Origin of the sequence: Stenotrophomonas sp. 1337, from assembly GCF_031455455.1 — a bacterium.
Classification (GTDB): Bacteria; Pseudomonadota; Gammaproteobacteria; order Xanthomonadales; family Xanthomonadaceae; genus Stenotrophomonas; species Stenotrophomonas indicatrix.
Genome location: NZ_JAVDSR010000012.1, coordinates 66,938 through 86,275 on the forward strand (window position 1 = coordinate 66,938; position 19,338 = coordinate 86,275).

Below are 19,338 nucleotides of genomic sequence, written 5' to 3' on the forward strand. Positions count from 1 at the left end.
TCGCTCCGCTCTACAGGACCTCGATTACCAGCTGCCGGTGGTCTTGAACTCGACGATGCCCTTCTTGAAGGCACCTTCGATGTCGTTGTCCCAACCGCCGGTGGCGTTGACCTTGCCGATCAGTTCGCCCTGGGTGTTGGCGAAATGCGCGTGCAGGCCTTCTTCGAACGCCAGCAGCTTGCTGACCGGCACGTCGTCGAGGTAACCCTCGTTGACGGCGTAGATCGACAGCGCCTGGTTGGCGATCGACATCGGCGCGTACTGCTTCTGCTTCATCAGCTCGGTGACGCGCTGGCCGCGCTCAAGCTGCTTGCGGGTGGCTTCGTCCAGGTCCGAGGCGAACTGCGCGAACGCAGCCAGCTCGCGGTACTGGGCCAGCGAGATACGGATGCCGCCGGACAGCTTCTTGATGATCTTGGTCTGCGCCGAACCACCGACGCGCGACACCGAGATACCGGCGTTCACGGCCGGGCGGATGCCGGCGTTGAACAGATCGGTTTCCAGGAAGATCTGGCCGTCGGTGATCGAGATCACGTTGGTCGGAACGAACGCGGAAACGTCGCCCGCCTGGGTCTCGATGATCGGCAGCGCGGTCAGCGAACCGGTCTTGCCGGTCACCGCACCGTTGGTGAACTTCTCGACGTACTCTTCGGACACGCGGGCAGCGCGCTCGAGCAGACGGGAGTGCAGGTAGAACACGTCACCCGGGTAGGCTTCACGGCCCGGCGGGCGCTTCAGCAGCAGCGAGATCTGGCGGTAGGCCACGGCCTGCTTGGACAGATCGTCGTACACGATCAGCGCGTCTTCGCCGCGGTCCATGAAGTACTCGCCCATGGTGCAGCCCGAGTAGGCGCTGATGTACTGCATCGCGGCCGATTCGGACGCGGTGGCAGCCACCACGATGGTGTGAGCCAGGGCGCCGTTCTCTTCCAGCTTGCGCACGATGTTGGCAACGGTCGAAGCCTTCTGGCCGATCGCTACGTACACGCACTTGATGCCGGTGCCCTTCTGGTTGATCACCGCATCGATGGCCAGTGCGGTCTTGCCGGTCTGGCGGTCACCGATGACCAGCTCGCGCTGGCCACGGCCGATCGGGATCATCGAGTCGACCGACTTGTAACCGGTCTGCACCGGCTGGTCGACCGACTTGCGCCAGATCACGCCCGGAGCAACGCGCTCCACCGGAGCGGTCAGCTGGGTGGCCAGCGGGCCCTTGCCGTCGATCGGCTCGCCGAGCGCGTTGACGACGCGGCCCAGCAGTTCCGGACCGACCGGCACTTCCAGGATGCGGCCGGTGGTCTTGGCGACGTCACCTTCGCGCACGTTCTCGTAGCCACCCAGGACCACGGCGCCGACCGAGTCGCGCTCCAGGTTCAGGGCCAGGGCAAAGGTGTTGTTCGGCAGTTCGATCATTTCGCCCTGCATCACGTCGGCCAGACCGAAGATGCGCACGATGCCGTCGGACACGCTGGTCACGGTGCCTTCGTTGCGCGATTCCGCGGCCAGCTTGACCTTCTCGATGCGGTTCTTGATCAGTTCGCTGATTTCGGAGGGGTTGAGCGTGGTTGCCATCGTCAAGTCCTAGTGCCGGCAGCGGGGCCGGACGTTAAATGAATTCAGTTAGCGAGCGCGGTCTGCAGACGGGCCAGCTTGCCCTTCAGCGAACCATCGATGACCACGTCGCCGGCGTCGATCACAGCGCCGCCGATCAGCGAGGCGTCGACCGCGGTGGCCACTTCGACCTCGCGGTTGAAGCGCTTGCGCAGCGCGGCCTTGATCGCGTCCAGCTCGGCAACCGACAGCTCGGCCGCGGAGGTCACCGTGGCCTTGACCACGTGCTCGGCCTCGGCGCGCAGGGCGTCGAACATGCCGGCGATCTCCGGCAGCAGCGGCAGACGATGCGACTCGGCAAGCACAGCCAGGAAGCGCGAGTAGGTCTCGCCGCGGGACTCCGGCGCCAGCAGGGCGATGGCGTCATCGCGACCCAGCTCCGGGTTGGCGAGCAGGGCCGCCACGCGCGGGTCGGCGGCGACGTGGGCGGAGAACGCCAAAGCGTCCGACCACGGCGCGAACGCGCCTTCGTCACGCGCGGTCGCGAAGGCGGCGCGGGCGTACGGGCGGGCAAGCGTGAGGGCCTGGCTCATCCTTAAATCTCCGAGGCCAGCTCGTCGAGCAGCGCCTTGTGGGCGTTGGCGTCGATTTCGCGCTTGAGCAGCTTTTCGGCACCGGTCACGGCCAGCGCGGACACCTGCTTGCGCAGATCTTCACGGGCACGGTTGGCGGCGGCGTCGATTTCGGCCTGGGCCAGGTCCTTCTGACGGGTGGCTTCGGCAACAGCTTCGTTGCGGGCCGCGTCGACGATCTGGTTGGCACGCGCGTGGGCCTGGTCGATGATCTCGTTGGCCTTGGTGCGGGCTTCCTTCAGCGCTTCATTGACCTTGTCCTGCGCCTGGGCCAGATCTTTCTGGCTGCGGTCGGCAGCAGCGAGGCCTTCAGCGATCTTCTGCTGGCGCTCTTCGATCGCGTTCATCAGCGGCGGCCAGATCTTGGTCGCGATGAGCCAGATCAGGGCGGCAAAGGCCAGGGCCTGGGCGATGAGGGTAAAACCGATATCCATGGGGTTCGCTCAGTCGGTTGTGACGGGATGGATGCGCCGCCACACGGGCGGCGCCTCCGAACCTTCATCCGCGACCAGGCGCCTGCGGCGCCCGGTCGTTTCACTTTCGCTGGATCAGCCAGCGATTGCCGGCAGGCGCGAGACGAACTCGCCGACCAGCGGGTTGGCGAAGGCGAACAGCAGGCCCACGGCGACCGAGATGATGAAGGCGGCGTCGATCAGGCCGGCGGTGATGAACATGCGGACCTGCAGGACCGGGATCAGTTCCGGCTGGCGCGCGGCCGACTCCAGGAACTTACCGGCCATGATGGCCAGACCCAGACCGGCGCCCAGCGCGGCCAGGCCGATCATGATGCCGACGGCGAGGACGGTGGAGCTCTGAACTTGGGCGAGATTGGTCAGGACGGCGAAGTACATGGTTTTCTCCAGGAACTTGATTGCTAAGGGTTTAGAAACAAACGGATGAAGGGTGAAGCGAAACTCAGTGAGCGTCTTCCGACAGGCTCAGGTACACGATGGACAGCATCATGAAGATGAAGGCCTGCAGCGGGATCACCAGCAGGTGGAACAGCATCCAGCCGAAGCCGGCGAACGCGCCTGCAAACATGCCGGCGATACCTGCACCGCCCAGCACCCAGATCAGCAGGAACACGATTTCACCGCCGAACATGTTGCCGAACAGTCGCATCGCCAGCGAAATCGGCTTGCTCAGCCACTCGACGATGTTCAGGATCAGGTTGAACGGCATCATCCACTTGCCGAACGGTGCGGTCAGGAATTCCTTGGTGAAACCACCAATACCCTTGGCGCGCAACGCGAAGAACAGCATCAGGAAGAACACGCTGATCGACATGCCCAGGGTGGCATTGACGTCGGCGGTGGGGACCGGCTTCCAGTACGGCACGCCCATCAGTTCAAGCGGCTTGGCGATGAAGTCGGCCGGGATCATCTTGATGAGGTTCATCAGGAGGATCCAGAAGAAGATCGTGATCGCGATCGGGGTCACCAGCTTGCTGGTGCCGTGATAGGTGTCCTTGGCCTGGCGGTCAACGAACTCCAGGCAGATCTCGACGAATGCCTGCCACTTGCCCGGCACGCCGGAGGTGGCCTTGCGGGTCGCCATCCAGAAGGCGACGACCATCACCAGGCCCATCAGCAGCGAGGTTACCAGCGTGTCCACGTGGATCGCCCACGGGGTGCCATGACCTGCCGTCAGATTGTGCAGGTGATGCTGGATGTAGGAGGTGGGTGTAAGCGCCTCGCCTGCCATGTGTCCGGAACCTTAAGTTAAATGAATTCGATTAGCGCCTGGCCATGGCCAGGACCTGGAACATCAGCCCGACGGCGATACCGGCCAACAGCGCCAGTGCAGGCAGCTTGAAGACCAGGAACCCCACCATCAGGACACCAAAAACGAGCGCCCACTTGGCCACGATCGCAACGATCAGGCGTGCCATGGCCGAACCGGCCCCCAGCGCACCACCACCCAGCGCCATCCGTGCCGCCACCCAACCACCGGCCGAAACCGCCACACCGGATGCCAGGGCACCAAGGGCATACTTCGGCCCCACCAGCAGGAAGGCCAGAGCCAGGACAGCCACCGCGGCCAGCGGGTAGACCGCGGCGCGCAGCATCAGTCGCCGACCCGTTTCTACGGAGTTCAGCACAGGACGTCCCGCGTGGTTACAAGTGGATGGCTGAGGCGACTACAGCAGGGGGGCCTCATCGAGCCGCCAAATTATAGCAATGGGACAATTTGCGAGACAACCGCTGCCTGTTCATATCGGAACAGCGCAAGTTGCGGTAAGGGCTGCGGTTTTGCAGCCCACCACGGGGACAATGCCATCTGCGCGATGTTGCGGTGCAACGCATTGAACTTTGGTCGCAGGCGGCGGAACTTTCCGCCGACGGCCGTGGTCCCATCTTCCGACCTGCCTGCAGCTACCTCGTCGACGCTTCGCCTGCAGGTCCCCATGATGGCCCCGAAGCGCCGCTCCGGGGCCATCTTTTCGCAGGGCGCTGACAGCGCTGAACCGTCCACATCGCGTGGACCATACCTTCACGAATGGTGGACAGCGACGTCCGGCAAAGTGGCCTTCATTCCGATGAACCACTGCAAGGACTCTTTCGATGCGCTCCGTCCCCACCCTGCTCGCCCTCTCGCTTCTCGCCGCCGGCGCGTCGTTCGCCTCCTCCGCCCATGCCGCCGAAGGCGATGACCGCTTCGCCCTGCGCCTGGGTGCGATGAACATCGACTCGGACAACACCCTGCGCGGCAACACCAATGTCGCCGGCCAGGACATCGGCTTCTCCGAGGACTTCAAGCTGGGCGGCAAGGAATGGGAGCCGCGCATCGACGGCATGTTCCGCATCAGCAACCGCCAGCGCCTGCTGTTCAACTACTTCAAGTACGACAAGGACCGCCGCGAGACGCTTGGCCAGGACATTTCCTTCGGCAACGTCAACGTGCCGGCCGACAGCTTCGTCAAGGCGGAGCTGAAGTACCAGGTGGCCAGCCTGGTGTATGACTACTCGGTGGTGGACACCGAGAAGTTCGACCTCGGCCTGCAGCTGGGTGCCGAATACGCCAAGGTCAGCACCAAGGGCTACGCCGACCTGGGCACGGTGTATGAAGGCCAGTTCCTGGACGAGAAGACCGACGGTGTGGCGCCGGTGGTCGGTGCACGCCTGAGCTTCACCCCGTCCGAAAAGTGGATGATCACCCTGCAGGGCCAGTACCTCAACACGCGCTGGGGCAGCTTCGACGACTACAAGGGTGACCTCAGCCGCGCCAACGCGATCGTCGATTACCGCTTCACCCAGAACTTCGGCGTATTCGCCGGCTACGACTGGTTCAAGCTGGATGCGGACAAGAAGGGCAGCGACGGCACCATCGGCCTGAAGCAGGAATTCAAGGGCCCGGTGGCGGGTATCAGCGTCACCTTCTAAACCCTGCTCCCCTTCCACAGAACTCTCTCTCCTGGCGCGGCCTCCGGAACATCGGGGGCCGCGTTTTTTCTTTGCATCGTCGAGCAGAAGCGGGTTGGTCGAGCGCTTGAGGGAGAGGGGGCGGGGTGCGAATGTCCCCCGGCGCCGGCCTGCGGCCGTCACCTCCTCCTTTACTTCGCACCCAGCCCCCTCTCCCTCCGCGTGTCAGGCATCCAGGCAGCCGCTGCGGTGGTTGTGGCTCCGCCTTCCGCAAGCCGAGCCGCTGCGCGGGCGGCAGGCATTTCGACAAAGTAAAGGAGGAGGCGACCGCCGAAGGCGGGCGACGGGGGACATTTGTCGAAACGCCTGCCGCCCGCGCAGCGGCCCGAACGCTCGCAGTGAGAATGATCGAAGACTCGCGCAGACGACCAACAAAAAACCCGGCTTGCGCCGGGTTTTCCGATTCGCCGGGCATGGCCCGGTGCTACTTCTTTTTAGGAAGATACAGATCGGTGATCGTGCCGTCGTAGATTTCCGAGGCCATCGCCACCGACTCGCTCAGCGTCGGATGCGCATGGATGGTGTGGCCGATGTCCTCGGCCTCGGCACCCATCTCGATCGCCAGGCCGATCTCGGCCAGCAGGTCACCGGCGTGCACGCCGACGATCGCGCCGCCGATGATGCGGTGGCTGTCCTCGTCGAAGATCAGCTTGGTGAAGCCCTCGGTGCGACCGATGCCGATCGCGCGGCCGCTGGCGGCCCACGGGAACTTGGCCACGCCAACCTTCAAGCCCTTGGCCTTGGCTTCGGTCTCGGTGACGCCAACCCAGGCGATTTCCGGGTTGGTGTAGGCCACCGACGGAATCACCCGCGCGACCCACTCCTTCTTGTGCCCGGCAGCCACTTCGGCCGCCAGCTTGCCCTCGTGCGTGGCCTTGTGGGCCAGCATCGGGTTGCCGACGATGTCGCCGATGGCAAAGATGTGCGGCACGTTGGTGCGCATCTGCCGGTCGACCGGAATGAAGCCACGATCGGTCACCTGCACGCCGGCCTTTTCAGCATCGATCTTCTTGCCGTTCGGCGAACGACCCACGGCCACCAGCACGCGGTCGAAGGTGCCCTGCGCCAATGCCGGCGCCTGGCCTTCCTCGGCGGCTTCGAAGGTCACGGTGATGCCCTTGGCATCGGCGGTCACGCCGGAGGCCTTGGTCTTCAGGTGCACGTCAATGCCCTGCTTCTTCAGGCGGTCGGCCAGCGGCTTGACCAGGTCCTTGTCAGCGCCGGGCATCAGCTGGTCCATGAACTCGACCACGGTGACCTTGCTGCCCAGCGCGCCATACACGGTGGCCATTTCCAGGCCGATGATGCCACCACCGACGACCAGCAGCGAACCCGGCACTTCGGCCAGTTCCAGTGCGTCGGTGGAGTCCATCACGCGCTTGTCGTCCCACGGGAAGTTCGGCAGCTTCACCGCCTGCGAACCGGCGGCGATGATGCACTTCTGGAAGCGCAGCAACTGGGTGCTGCCGTCTTCAGCGGTGATCAGCAGCTCGTTGGCCGACACGAACTTACCAACGCCCTGCACATTGCGGACCTTGCGCTGCTTGGCCATGCCGGCCAGGCCCTTGGTCAGCTGGTTGACGACCTTTTCCTTGTACTGGCGCAGCTTGTCCAGGGTGATGGTCGGCTTGCCGAACTCGACGCCGAAATCACCGGCATGGGCGACTTCGTCGATCACCGCAGCGGCGTGCAGCAGTGCCTTGGACGGGATGCAGCCCACGTTGAGGCAGACGCCGCCGAGGCTGGCGTAGCGCTCGACCAGCACCGTATCCAGGCCGACGTCGGCGGCGCGGAAGGCGGCGGTGTAGCCGCCCGGGCCCGAGCCCAGCACGACCATTTCGCATTCGATGTCGGCGGCCTTGCCACTGGCCAGCGCCGGCTTCGGTGCTGCAGGCTCGGCGGGGGCGCGGTGCGACGGCGTCACCGGCGGCTTGCTGGCCGGGGCGGCGGCCGCTGGGGCCGGCGCAGCGGCCTTGGCCGGCGCTTCAGCGGCGCCTTCGGTCTCCAGCAGCACGACGACCGCGCCTTCGGACAGCGTGTCGCCCAGCTTGACCTTGATTTCCTTGACCACGCCGGCTGCCGAGGACGGCACTTCCAGGGTCGCCTTGTCAGACTCCAGGGTCACCAGACCCTGGTCTTTCTTCACCGTATCGCCAACGGCGACCAGCACTTCGATCACCGGCACATCGCTGTAATCGCCGATGTCGGGAACCTTGATTTCAATCGTGGCCATGGTGGGTTTTCCTCGTGCCCGACCGGCGTGGCCGGCGGGCTGTCACTGCGTTTCGACAGGCGGCCGCGCCAGGGGCAGCGGCCGCACGGTGGGGGCGAAGCGGCGCCTTACAGCAGCACGCGGCGCATGTCGGCCAGCACCTGCGAGAGGTACGTGGTGAAGCGTGCGGCCAGGGCGCCATCGATGACGCGGTGGTCGTAGCTCAGCGACAGCGGCAGCATCAGCTTCGGTGCGAACTCCTTGCCATTCCAGACCGGCTGGATGGACGACTTGGAGACGCCGAGGATGGCCACTTCCGGCGCATTGACGATCGGGGTGAACGCGGTGCCGCCGATGCCGCCCAGCGAGCTGATCGAGAAGCAACCCCCGCTCATGTCGGCCGGGCCCAGCTTGCCGTCACGCGCCTTCTTGGCCAGCTCGCCGGTTTCCTGCGCGATCTGCACCACGCCCTTCTTGTCGACGTCGCGGATGACCGGGACGACCAGGCCGTTCGGGGTATCGGCAGCGAAACCGATGTTGAAGTACTTCTTCAGGGTCAGGTTCTCGCCGCTGGCATCCAGCGAAGCGTTGAACTCCGGGAACTTCTTCAGCGCCGCGGCGCTGGCCTTGATCAGGAAGGCGAGCATGGTCAGCTTGATGCCGGCCTTCTCGTTCTCCTTGTTCAGCGCCACGCGCAGGCCTTCCAGGTCGGTGATGTCGGCCTGCTCGAACTGGGTGACGTGCGGGATCATCGCCCAGTTGCGGGCCAGGTTCGCACCGGAGATCTTCTTGATGCGCGACAGCGGCTGCACTTCAACGTCGCCGAACTTGCTGAAATCAACCTTCGGCCACGGCAGCAGGTTGAGGCCACCGCCGGCAGCCACGGTGCCACCGGCAGCTGCCGGAGCGCCGCCGCTGAGCGCGGCCTTGACGAACTTCTGCACGTCGGCCTTGGTGATGCGGCCGCCCTTCTCGCTGCCACTGACCTGCAGCAGGTCGACACCGAGCTCACGGGCGAACACGCGCACCACCGGCGATGCGTAGGGCACCTTGGCCGGCAGCACGCCATCGGCGTTGAACTGTACCGGCGGGCTGGTCGGCGCGCCGGCCGAGGGGGCGCTGGCGATCTCGCGGGCGGCCAGCTTGTCCGGCTGGGCCGGCACGGCGACCGGCTCGACCTTGGTAGCGGTCTCGGCGGCGGTCGGGGCAGCAGCGGCGGCAGCCTTGCCCGGGGCCGGGGCGGCAGCGCCTTCGGCTTCGATGATGGCGACCACGTTGCCCTGCGACAGGTTGTCGCCGACCTTGACCTTGATCTCCTTGACCACGCCGGCGACCGACGACGGCACTTCCATGGTGGCCTTGTCGCTTTCCAGCGTGACCAGGCCCTGGTCCTTCTTCACCGTATCGCCCACGGCGACCAGCACTTCGATGACCGGAATGCCGCTGTAATCGCCGATATCCGGCACCAGGGCTTCCACCGCGCCACCGCTGGCAGCGGGGGCGGCAGCAGCGGCCGGAGCGGGAGCGGCCTGGGTGGCAGCGGCCGGAGCAGCGGCCTTGGCCGGTGCGGGTGCAGCGGCGGGTGCAGCGGCAGCGGCCGGCTGGGCAGCCTCGCCGTCGGCCACTTCGATCAGTGCCACGACCTTGCCTTCGGACAGGCTATCGCCCAGCTTGACCTTGATTTCCTTGACCACGCCGGCCACCGAGGACGGCACCTCCATGGTCGCTTTATCGCTTTCCAGCGTGACCAGGCCCTGGTCCTTCTTCACCGTATCGCCGACGGCAACAAGCACCTCGATTACCGGGATATCGCTGTAGTCACCGATATCGGGGACACGTGCTTCCTTGATTTCGGCCATGGGGAGAACTCCGGCAATCTGGTGTAGGGAAACGTCTATTGTGCGGCCAGCGGGAGCCAGCGCCAACCGTTACAGGTGTTTTCAGTACGCACGCAGCCGGGACACGCTGTTGCTCATGGCCCGCCGGCGCTTCCAGTCGGTAGCGTATTGTCCTGCCGATGTCCGCTTGATGTCGCCAGTGCGACGGCCACCGGCTGCCAGGCCTGGCGCAGGCGCGGCAAGGACCACGCTGCGTTGGCCGGACTGGTGGACGGCAGCGCCAGCACCTTGGCCGACGTGGCCAGCTGCGGCTGCACCCAGCGCTGGAAGGCCTGCATGGCCGCGCCACCGTTGCAGCCGATCAGCTGCAGGTCAGGCAGTGCGGCGATCAGTGCGGGAAGTGCATTGGCCACTTCCGTGCCACGCACGATGTCCGCATCCAGGCTTCCGCGTCGTTCGCAGCGGCCGATCACATCCCAGAGGCCGACACCATTGGCTGCCAGCGCCTGCAGTCGCTGCGCGTACGGCATTGCCGGGTCGAAGCCGCACAGATCGCCGAGCAAGGGCCAGAAACGATTGCGCGGGTGCGCGTAGTAATGCTGTGCCTGCAACGAAGCGATACCGGGCATTGAACCCAGCAGCAACACCCGGCAATCCGCGTTCACCTGCGCAGGCAGGCCGATGCACAACGTTGCAGCGCTCACATCTTCTCCAACTGCATGAATATTCCAGGAGGGCAGAAACCGCATGGAAACAGGGATTTCGCGCTGTTCGCTGAACAGTGCGAACTAATTTTTAACGCGCGTCGGATTCGATTCATGTTGGGGCGACTACGGTGTGCTCGCCCCGCAACCGGGGGCCCAAAACAAGAAACATTAGGAGATTCCCCCATGCGCTCCATCCGTATCCTGAGCCTCGCCCTGCTGACCTCTGCCGCGTTTGCACCGGCTGCCTTCGCGCAGGACAGCAGCACCACCGATACCGCCTCGGGCAAGCATTTTGCCGTGGTTGGCGGCGTCTCGCTGCTGCAGTCGAAGAATGACCCGATTGACGGCATCAAGAAGGTCGATGGCGGCCCGGCACCGACCGTCAGCTTCAGCTACTACATCAACGACAACTGGGCCGTTGAACTGTGGGGCGCTGCAGACAAGTTCGACCACAAGGTGAAGGGCCCGGGCAATGCCCGCCTCGGCAGCGTCGAGCAGCAGCCGGTCGCGCTGAGCGGCCAGTACCACTTCGGCCAGGCTGACAACGTGTTCCGTCCGTTCGTGGGCGTGGGCTATTTCCAGTCGGCCTTCAGCAATGAAACCCTGGCCGACGGCAGCGACTCCGACATCCGCCTGAAGGACGCCAAGGGCGTGATCGGCACCGTCGGTGTGGACATGAACATCAACTCCACCTGGTTCGCCCGTGCCGACGCCCGCTACATGCGCTCGCGTCCGGACGTGAAGGTCGGCGGCGAGAAGATCGGCGAAGCGAAGATGGATCCGTGGACCGTCGGCTTCGGCATCGGCGCCCGCTTCTAAGCGCTTCTGCGTCATTGTTGTACCGCGACGGGCCCTTCGGGGCCCGTCGTCGTTTCCGTCACCCGGGTTCTGTAGAGTCGACTGACAGTCGGATCTACACAGACGGGATGCGGAGGCGCGATGCACGAGGTCGACCTGCTGGTGATCGGCGGTGGCATCAACGGCGCCGGTATCGCCCGTGATGCCAGCGGCCGCGGCCTGAAGGTGCTGCTGTGCGAACAGCACGACCTGGCAGCACACACCTCCAGCGCCAGCAGCAAGCTGATCCATGGCGGCCTGCGCTACCTGGAACAGGGCGAGTTCGGCCTGGTGCGCAAGGCGCTGGGCGAGCGCGAAGTGGTGCGTCGGCAGGCGCCGTTCCTGGTGCGGCCGCTGTGCTTCGTGCTTCCGTGGCAGCCGCACCTGCGCCCGCGCTGGATGCTGCGGCTCGGGCTCTGGCTGTACGACCATCTGGGCCGGCGCAGTCCCGCCTTCCCCGCGTCGCGCGCCGTGGACCTGCACGCCGATCCACTCGGCGCGCTGCTGTCGCCACAGCTGCAGCACGCCTTCAGCTACGCCGACGCGCAGGTGGATGATGCGCGGCTGGTCCTCCTCAACGCGCTCGATGCTGCGCAGCGGGGTGCATGCATCCTGACCGGCACGCGCTGCGTGGACCTGCAACGCGGGCACGGACGCTGGCACGCCGTACTGGAAAACGCCGCAGGCCATCAGCAGACCGTGCAGGCACAGGCGGTGGTCAACGCCGCAGGCCCCTGGGCCGGCGGTCTGCTGGAGCGCATGCACGCCCGCAGCGGCGGACCTGCGCTGCGCCTGGTCCAGGGCAGCCACATCGTGCTGCGCCGCGCCTGGCCGAACGACCGCGCCTGCCTGCTGCAGCAGCCCGACGGCCGCGTGGTGTTCCTGCTGCCCTTCCACGACCATCTGCTCATCGGCACCACCGACACCGACTATCGCGGCGACCCCGCACGCTGCAGTGTGCTGCCCGCGGAAGTGGACTACCTGTGCAGCGCTGCCAACGGCTACCTGCGCGATCCGGTCGCACCTGCCGAGGTGGTCTGGCAGTTTGCCGGCGTGCGCCCGTTGCTGGCCGACCCGGACCCGCGCGCGGCGAAACTGAGCCGTGACTATCGCCTGCAACTGGACGCCGAAGGTGCGCCTGCGCTGCACGTGCTGGGCGGCAAGCTGACCACGTACCGGGTACTGGCCGAGGAGGCACTGGACCTGCTGCGCCCCTATCTGCCGCACGCCCGCCCCGCCTGGACGGCGGCAGGCGAGCCACTGCCCGGCAGCGACTGGGGCGATGCCGGGCAGGCACGGGAACAGCTTCGGCACCAGGCCCCCTGGTTGCCGGAGGCCACGCTGCGGCGCTGGGCCAGCGCCTATGGCAGTCGCAGCATCGATCTGCTGCACGGCGCACGCAGCCTGTTCGATCTGGGCGAAGACTTTGGCGTGGGCCTGCACGCACGCGAGGTGGCGTTCCTGTGCGACCACGAGTGGGCCCGCAGCGCCGAGGATGTACTGTGGCGGCGGAGCAAGCTGGGGCTGCAGATGGACGCGACACAGGCGGCACGGCTGCAGGCCTGGATGGATTCACGTCGCCGGTAATGCCGCGCGCGGCCCGGCGCCACCGATGCATTACGATCCCAACATCGCCACCGGAGACGCTGCATGACGCCCCGCTACGTGCTGGCCATCGACCAGGGAACCACCAGTTCGCGCGCGATCCTGTTCGATCGCGCCGGCGACATCGTCGGCAGCGCGCAGCGCGAGTTTGCCCAGTTGTTTCCACAGCCGGGCTGGGTCGAGCATGACCCGCGCGAGATCCTGACAAGCGTCTATGCCACGATCACCGAACTGCTCAGCCGCGAACAGATCGATCCCCGCCACATCGCCGCACTGGGCATCACCAACCAGCGCGAAACCACCGTGGTCTGGGACCGTGCCAGCGGCCAGCCGATCCACAACGCCATCGTCTGGCAGTCGCGGCAGAGCCAGGCGATCTGCGAGCGGCTGAAGTCTGACGGCCACGAAGCGCTGATCCGCGAGCGTACCGGCCTGCTGATCGATGCCTATTTCTCGGCCACCAAGATCCGCTGGATCCTCGACCACGTGGAAGGCGCGCAGCAGCGGGCCGAACGTGGCGAGCTGCTGTTCGGCACCATCGACAGCTGGCTGGTGTGGAATCTCAGCGGCGGCCAGGCGCACGTGACCGACTACAGCAACGCCGCACGTACGCTGCTGTTCAACATCCACACCTTGGAATGGGACGAGGACCTGCTGGCCCTGCTGGACATTCCGCGTGCGATGCTGCCGCAGGTGCGCGATTCCAGTTCGGTGTACGCGCACACGCGCCCGCAGTTCTTCTTCGACCATCCGATCCCGATTGCCGGCATCGCCGGTGACCAGCAGGCCGCGCTATTCGGCCAGGCCTGCTTCCAGCCAGGCATGGTCAAGAACACCTATGGCACCGGCTGCTTCATGCTGATGCACACCGGCACGCAGGCCGTGCGCTCGCGCAATGGCCTGCTGACCACCATTGCCTGGGGCCTGGAGGGAAAGGTGGAGTACGCGCTGGAGGGGTCGATCTTCATCGCCGGCTCGGTGGTGCAGTGGCTGCGCGATGGGCTGCGCATGATCGATCGCGCTGCTGACAGCCAGGCCTTGGCCGCACAGGTGCCGGACAGCGCGGGGGTGTACCTGGTGCCGGCCTTCGTCGGCCTGGGTGCACCGTACTGGCGCAGCGACGTGCGCGGTGCGATGTTCGGCCTGACCCGTGGCACCGGCAAGGCCCACTTCGTGCGCGCAGCGCTGGAGGCGATGGCCTACCAGACCCGCGACGTTCTGGATGCGATGCAGTCCGATGCGGGCATCTCGCTCAGTGAACTACGCGCCGATGGCGGCGCGATCGGCAACGACTTCCTTGCCAGCTTCCAGGCCGACATCCTCGGCGTCCCCCTGCTGCGACCGCGGGTGACCGAGACCACCGCGCTGGGTGCGGCCTACCTGGCCGGGCTGGCGGTCGGCTTCTGGGAGAGCCGCGAACAGATCGCGGCACAGTGGGGGCTGGATCGCCGCTTCGAACCGCAGATGGCGGTGGCCCGGCGCGAGAAACTCTACGCCGGGTGGCAGCAGGCCGTGGCCGCCACCCTCGCCTTCCATGTCGACTGACGGTAGTGCCGGCCGCTGGCCGGCAACACCGTGATCTTCGGGTACACCTGCTGGGTTGCCGGCCAGCGGCCGGCACTACCCCAGAGTCAGAACGCCGGCAGCACCGCGCCCTTGTACTGGGTCTCGATGAAGGCCTTCACCTGCGGGCCGGTCAGCGCCTTGGCCAGCTTCTGCACGCGGGCGTCGTCCTTGTTGTCCGGGCGGGCGACCAGGAAGTTCACGTACGGCGAGTCCTTGCTCTCGATCGCCAGCGCGTCCTTGGTCGGGTTGAGGCCGGCATCCAGCGCATAGTTGGTGTTGATCAGGGCCAGATCGACCTGGTCGAGCACGCGCGGCAGCATCGCCGAGTCCAGCTCGCGGAACTTCAGGTTCTTCGGGTTGGACACGATGTCGCGCTGGGTGGCCAGCGCATTGGTCGGGTCCTTCAGCTCGATCACGCCGGCCTTGTGCAGCAGGATCAGCGCGCGGCTGTTGTTGCTGGGGTCGTTGGGGATCACCACATCGGCCCCTTCACGCAGTTCGGCCAGCGACTTGATCTTGCGCGAGTAGGCACCGAACGGCTCGATGTGCACGCCCACCACCTTGGTCAGGTCGGTCTTGCGATCACGGTTGTAGGCGTCCAGGTACGGTTCGGTCTGGAAGTAGTTGGCATCCACCTGCTTCTGCACCAGCTGGTCGTTGGGCTGCACGTAGTCGTTGAACACGCGCACGTCCAGCTCCACGCCTTCCTGCTTGAGGATCGGCTTGACCACTTCCAGGATCTCGGCGTGCGGCACGGCGGTGGCGGCCACCACCAGCTTCTGCGAAGGCTCACCGGACTTGCCGCAGGCGGTCAGGGCCAGCGCAGCGGCGAACAGGGGCAGCAACAGGGTCTTCTTCATGGGCGCAATCGATCTCGGGGGAGGTATCAGGATTTTTCGTAGTTGGTCAGGGCCAGTTCCAGCAGTGCCTTGGCCTGCTCGCGCAGCATCATCGGCTCGACGATCTCGGCATCGGACCCGTAATGCAACACGTCCATCAACAGTTCGCGCGACACGCTGTAGGGTACTTTCAGTTCGTAGCGGCCATCAGCGAGGAAGCGTCCCTGCTGCTTGGAGTGCCAGTGCTCGTCGGCCACCCAGCGCGCGGCCTTGGCACTGAACAGGATGGTTGCCCAGCCCTTGGGCGCACCGGAGAAGATGCCGTAGCTGGCGCCGAGCTGCTCGTCCAGTTCGCTGTCGGCGACATCGCGGGCGGTGCTGTCGATCACCCGCGCCTTGTAGATGCGGTCCACCGCGAAGCTGCGCAGGGCCTCGCGATCATGGTCCCAGCCGTCCAGGTACCAGTTGTCGCGGTAATGGGTCAGCCGTTGCGGCGATACGGTGCGCTTGGTCGCTTCGTCGGTCGAGCGGGCGCGGTACTCAAAGCCCAGCTGCTTGCGCTCCAGCACCGCCGAGGCCACCGAACGGAAGCTGGCTTCATCGAACTTGCGGCCACGGTGCGGAATCACCCGCACCCGATCCACCGGCCAGCTGGAAACACCGGCCTGGGCGGCCAGCAGGCTCTCGATGCGCTGCTGCAGCGGCGCCAGCACCGAAGACAGCACGCCGCCGCCGGTACGGGCCAGCAGGTGCTGCGAGGCCAGCAGGGCGTGCAGCTCCTCCGAGCTCAGCCACAGGCCGGGCAGCTCGAAGCGGTCGCTCTCGTCGGCCAGGTAGCGGAAGCCGGCCTCGCCATCGCCCTCGATCGGCGCCATCAGCGCATCGCGCAGGAACGCCAGGTCGCGGTAGACGGTGGCCCGGGAGCAACCGAGCTTGTCCTGCAGGGTCGCCACCGTCACCGGATAGCGTGCGGACTTGAGCAGACGATGCAGGGCGGTGATGCGTTCGTATCGGTCCATGCCCCCGATTATGTCCGAGTCTCGGGCGTTGTGGCGGACGATTGGGCTATCGTGGGCGCCCCCTGCCCCGTGGAGCGCCCGATGCGCCGGTTGTCTGTCCTGCCCCTGCTGGCCTGCCTGCTGCTGGCCGCCTGCGACCGCGCACCGGCGCCCACCGACGCTGCGACGCCCGTCCCCGCTGCCGATCCGGCGCAGGCGGTGCTGTCTGCCAGCCAGCGCTTTGCCGCCCTGCGCAGCTTCCATGCCGAGCTGGAGGTGCTGGGCGCGCAGCAGCCGGTGCGTACCGCGATGGACTTCGTCGCCCCGGACCGGTTCCGCGTGCAGACCCCTGCCGGACCACAGGTGATCATCGGCGACACCATGTTCCTGCAGGCCGACGATGCGATCCGCCAGGTGCCGACCCCGCCGGGGCTGCTGGAGCAATGGCGCAGCCCGCTGCCCGCCGATATCCCTGCACAGGCCCTGCAGGCCGAAGACCTGGGCGAGCAGACGCTGGACGGCGTCAGCACCCGCCACTACCGCCTGCGTGGCGCCACGGCCGGTGAGCGCCTGGAGTACTGGGTGGATGCGCAGGGCCTGCCGCGGCAGATCGTGCGCAGCGGCCACAACAACGGCAAGCCCTTCCAGCTGCGGCTGCGGTACTCGCGCTTCAACGATCCTGCCCTGCAGGTCGACCTGCCCTGAATGGGCCTTGCCGACAACGCCTGCTGAAGCAGGCGGGACGGGCGATTCGGACGGTCATCACGCTTCCAGTATCATCACCGGCTGCCAACCGCTTCGGAGAAGCCTCGATGTCCCTGCGCGTGTCCCTGCTGGTCCCCTTGCTGCTCTGCGCCCCGCTGGCGTATGCGCAGGATGCCTCCGAACTGGCGGCGATGTCCTCGCCGTGGAGCGGCAGTGGTGGCGAACTCGGCTTCGCGTCGGCACGTGGCAACAGCAGCACCGAGAGCTTCAACGGCCGCCTGCGGCTGCGCTACACCGATGGCGACTGGGTGCACAGCATGGACCTGTTCGGCCTGCGCTCCAGCTCCAAGGTGACCGAAACCAGCGACGACGGCACCACCACGCGCCGCAACAACACCACCGCCAACCGCTACACCGGCAGTGCAGGCAGCGCGCTGCAGCTGGGCGAACATCGCCAGCTGACGGCCACGGTACGTACCGAGCGTGATGATTTCGCCACCTACGACCGGCAGAGCTCGTTCGGTCTGGGTTACGGCACCCGGCTGTGGAACACCGAGCGTTTCTCGTTCGATGCGCAGATCGGCCCCGGTGTGCGCCGCACCCACAGCACCGAGGACGACCGCACCCGCACCGGCCTGATCGGTCGCGGCCTGTTCGACCTGAAGTACTCGCTGACCGACAACACCGACCTGATCAACACGCTGCTGGTCGAATCGGGTTCGTACAACACCTTCGGCCAGAACGATTTCGGTGTCTCGGTGAGCATGAACGAGCACCTGGCGCTGAAGGCCGGCTGGCAGGCGCGTTACAACAGCGACGTCGCCGAGGACAAGCGCAAGACCGATACGCTGACCACGATGAACGTGGTCTACAAGTTCAAATAAGCGAAACGGGCGCCTGGCGCCCGTTCTGCTTTTGGTAGTACCGGCCGCCGGCCGGCATTACCTGCGGTGGCTCAGACGTTCAACAGCTCGCCAGCACCCGCATCCAGCAGCATCTTCGCCACGCGCTGGCCCAGCGCTTCCGGGTCGCTGGCCGGGCCCACGGCGTCGGCACGCACCGCGCGGCCGTCACTGGCGCTGCCGACCAGCCCCTGCAGATGCAGGTCCTGGCCATGCCACTGCGCGATCGCCGCCACCGGCACATGGCAGCTGCCATGCAGCGCGCGGTTCATGGCCCGCTCCGCTTCCACACAGGCGCGCGTGGCGGCGTCATCCAGGCCTGCAAACAGCGCCATCAGCGCGGCATTGCCGCCATCGCACTCCACCGCCACCGCGCCCTGCGCCGGCGCCGGCAACCACTGCGGCGGCTGCAGGCGGGCGACGATGCGATTGCCCAGGCCCAGCCGTTCCAGCCCGGCCACGGCCAGCACGATGGCGTCGTAGCCGCCGTTGTCGAGCTTGGCCAGACGGGTGTTGACGTTGCCGCGCAGGTCCAGCAGTTCCAGGTCCGGGCGCAGCGCACGCAGCTGGGCCTGGCGGCGCAGTGACGAGGTACCGACGCGCGCACCGATCGGCAGTGCATCCAGCGAGGCATACAGGTTGGAGACGAAACCATCGGCCGGATCGTGGCGGGTCAGCATTGCCGGCAGCGCGAACGGCGCATCCAGTTCCATCGGCACATCCTTCAACGAGTGCACCGCGCAGTCGGCCTCGCCACGCAGCATGGCCAGTTCCAGCTCCTTGAGGAACAGGCCCTTGCCACCGATGGCAGCCAGCGAGCGGTCAAGCACTTCATCGCCGCGGGTGCTCATCGGCACCAGTTCCACGTGCAGATCGGGATGTGCCTGGCGCAGGCGGTCGGCGACGTGTTCGCTCTGCCAGAGGGCGAGCGGGCTCTTGCGGGTGGCGATGCGGACGGTTTCCATCCTTTCATTATCGCGCCTATCGGCGGGATACGGCCAACGGCGGAGCCCCTCGTGGCTGGTGTGGTCGTGCAAGCAACAGCTGCGCTTGGCCGGGCGGGGTGGGCTGCGCGGGGGACGCCGTAAACCCATCCCTGGGGGCTTGGCCGCGGCATCCATGCCGCGGACACCCCCACGCAGCCCATCCCGCCCGGCCTCTGACAGTTTCCGTGTGCGTCAGCCACGGAAGATCAAAAGAAAAAAGAAAGAGCAGAAGCAGAAGCAACAGCCGGCGACTTCCGGGGTCAGATCCCTTTTCCGCAGGAAAAGGGATCTGACCCCTCTTTCCCCACCCGATAACACCAACGCTCTTGCTGTCCGTCACCGGGAAATTCGCGAGGGCGAGGCGGGATGGGCGGGCGGGACCGTTGGCGCCATGGATGGCGCCATCGAGCCCCCATGGATGGGTTTACGGCGTGTCCCGCCCGCCCATCCCGCCTCACCCAACACGCAACAACACAGAGCCGACAACCCGCTGTTGCTGTTGCTGTTGCTGTTGCTGTTGATGTCGAAGCAGTCGCGG

18 protein-coding genes are annotated in these 19,338 nt (G+C 66.3%); 6 read left to right on the forward strand and 12 right to left on the reverse strand.

Translation table 11 applies throughout. From position 1 onward, the window contains the following. Positions 1-24: 24 nt before the first annotated feature. The 6 genes from atpA to J2X70_RS16200 all read right to left on the reverse strand — a co-directional run bounded on the left by atpA (position 25) and on the right by J2X70_RS16200 (position 4,251). The gene (atpA, locus tag J2X70_RS16175; RefSeq protein ID WP_025877361.1) at positions 25-1,572 is read right to left on the reverse strand and encodes a F0F1 ATP synthase subunit alpha; all 1,548 of its coding nucleotides are present in this window, start codon (positions 1,570-1,572) and stop codon (positions 25-27) included. A gap of 44 nt (positions 1,573-1,616) precedes the next feature. Continuing rightward, positions 1,617-2,144 (reverse strand): F0F1 ATP synthase subunit delta, encoded by a 528-nt coding sequence (locus tag J2X70_RS16180; RefSeq protein WP_025877363.1) that lies wholly within the window; start codon positions 2,142-2,144, stop codon positions 1,617-1,619. Between the two features lie 2 nt (positions 2,145-2,146). Next, complete coding sequence (locus J2X70_RS16185; RefSeq protein WP_025877365.1) at positions 2,147-2,617, reverse strand: F0F1 ATP synthase subunit B; 471 nt, start codon at positions 2,615-2,617, stop codon at positions 2,147-2,149. A 114-nt stretch (positions 2,618-2,731) separates the two neighbouring features. Continuing rightward, complete coding sequence (gene atpE, locus J2X70_RS16190) at positions 2,732-3,034, reverse strand: F0F1 ATP synthase subunit C (protein WP_025877367.1); 303 nt, start codon at positions 3,032-3,034, stop codon at positions 2,732-2,734. 64 nt (positions 3,035-3,098) lie between these two features. Beyond that, the gene (atpB, locus tag J2X70_RS16195) at positions 3,099-3,887 is read right to left on the reverse strand and encodes a F0F1 ATP synthase subunit A (protein WP_025877369.1); all 789 of its coding nucleotides are present in this window, start codon (positions 3,885-3,887) and stop codon (positions 3,099-3,101) included. 31 nt (positions 3,888-3,918) lie between these two features. Continuing rightward, positions 3,919-4,251: a hypothetical protein gene (locus J2X70_RS16200; protein WP_032952006.1), complete on the reverse strand. Its 333-nt coding sequence runs from the start codon at positions 4,249-4,251 to the stop codon at positions 3,919-3,921. Between the two features lie 496 nt (positions 4,252-4,747). On the opposite strand from J2X70_RS16200, the gene J2X70_RS16205 reads away from it, so the two are divergent. After that, positions 4,748-5,566: a hypothetical protein gene (locus J2X70_RS16205; RefSeq protein WP_025877373.1), complete on the forward strand. Its 819-nt coding sequence runs from the start codon at positions 4,748-4,750 to the stop codon at positions 5,564-5,566. Between the two features lie 463 nt (positions 5,567-6,029). On the opposite strand, the gene lpdA is transcribed toward J2X70_RS16205, so the two are convergent. The 3 genes from lpdA to J2X70_RS16220 form a co-directional block, all read right to left on the reverse strand. Continuing rightward, positions 6,030-7,838 (reverse strand): dihydrolipoyl dehydrogenase, encoded by a 1,809-nt coding sequence (gene lpdA / locus J2X70_RS16210; RefSeq protein WP_180831950.1) that lies wholly within the window; start codon positions 7,836-7,838, stop codon positions 6,030-6,032. A 107-nt stretch (positions 7,839-7,945) separates the two neighbouring features. Beyond that, positions 7,946-9,676: a dihydrolipoyllysine-residue acetyltransferase gene (aceF, locus tag J2X70_RS16215; RefSeq protein ID WP_309911211.1), complete on the reverse strand. Its 1,731-nt coding sequence runs from the start codon at positions 9,674-9,676 to the stop codon at positions 7,946-7,948. A gap of 113 nt (positions 9,677-9,789) precedes the next feature. Beyond that, positions 9,790-10,359, reverse strand: a complete 570-nt coding sequence (locus J2X70_RS16220; protein ID WP_025877378.1) for a DNA-deoxyinosine glycosylase — start codon at positions 10,357-10,359, stop codon at positions 9,790-9,792. 186 nt (positions 10,360-10,545) lie between these two features. Between J2X70_RS16220 and J2X70_RS16225 the strand changes: the two genes are divergently transcribed. The 3 genes from J2X70_RS16225 to glpK all read left to right on the forward strand — a co-directional run bounded on the left by J2X70_RS16225 (position 10,546) and on the right by glpK (position 14,349). Then, positions 10,546-11,181, forward strand: a complete 636-nt coding sequence (locus J2X70_RS16225; protein WP_309911213.1) for an OmpW family outer membrane protein — start codon at positions 10,546-10,548, stop codon at positions 11,179-11,181. A gap of 120 nt (positions 11,182-11,301) precedes the next feature. Next, the gene (gene glpD, locus J2X70_RS16230) at positions 11,302-12,786 is read left to right on the forward strand and encodes a glycerol-3-phosphate dehydrogenase (protein ID WP_309911216.1); all 1,485 of its coding nucleotides are present in this window, start codon (positions 11,302-11,304) and stop codon (positions 12,784-12,786) included. 63 nt (positions 12,787-12,849) lie between these two features. Then, entirely contained in the window at positions 12,850-14,349 is a 1,500-nt protein-coding gene (glpK, locus tag J2X70_RS16235) for a glycerol kinase GlpK (protein WP_088101921.1), read from the forward strand. Positions 14,350-14,435: 86 nt separating this feature from the next. Here glpK and J2X70_RS16240 read toward each other — a convergent pair whose 3' ends face one another. Continuing rightward, a complete protein-coding gene (locus J2X70_RS16240) occupies positions 14,436-15,230 on the reverse strand; it encodes a MetQ/NlpA family ABC transporter substrate-binding protein (RefSeq protein ID WP_059065208.1) in 795 nt (264 codons plus the stop codon). Between the two features lie 26 nt (positions 15,231-15,256). Beyond that, positions 15,257-16,228: a YafY family protein gene (locus tag J2X70_RS16245; protein ID WP_025877388.1), complete on the reverse strand. Its 972-nt coding sequence runs from the start codon at positions 16,226-16,228 to the stop codon at positions 15,257-15,259. A gap of 81 nt (positions 16,229-16,309) precedes the next feature. Between J2X70_RS16245 and J2X70_RS16250 the strand changes: the two genes are divergently transcribed. Together J2X70_RS16250 and J2X70_RS16255 are read left to right on the forward strand one after the other, a co-directional pair. Next, positions 16,310-16,912, forward strand: a complete 603-nt coding sequence (locus J2X70_RS16250) for a hypothetical protein (protein ID WP_032976576.1) — start codon at positions 16,310-16,312, stop codon at positions 16,910-16,912. Positions 16,913-17,019: 107 nt separating this feature from the next. After that, the gene (locus tag J2X70_RS16255; protein WP_025877391.1) at positions 17,020-17,796 is read left to right on the forward strand and encodes a DUF481 domain-containing protein; all 777 of its coding nucleotides are present in this window, start codon (positions 17,020-17,022) and stop codon (positions 17,794-17,796) included. A 71-nt stretch (positions 17,797-17,867) separates the two neighbouring features. Here J2X70_RS16255 and hemC read toward each other — a convergent pair whose 3' ends face one another. After that, entirely contained in the window at positions 17,868-18,779 is a 912-nt protein-coding gene (hemC, locus tag J2X70_RS16260; RefSeq protein WP_309911222.1) for a hydroxymethylbilane synthase, read from the reverse strand. Between the last annotated feature and the right edge of the window lie 559 nt (positions 18,780-19,338).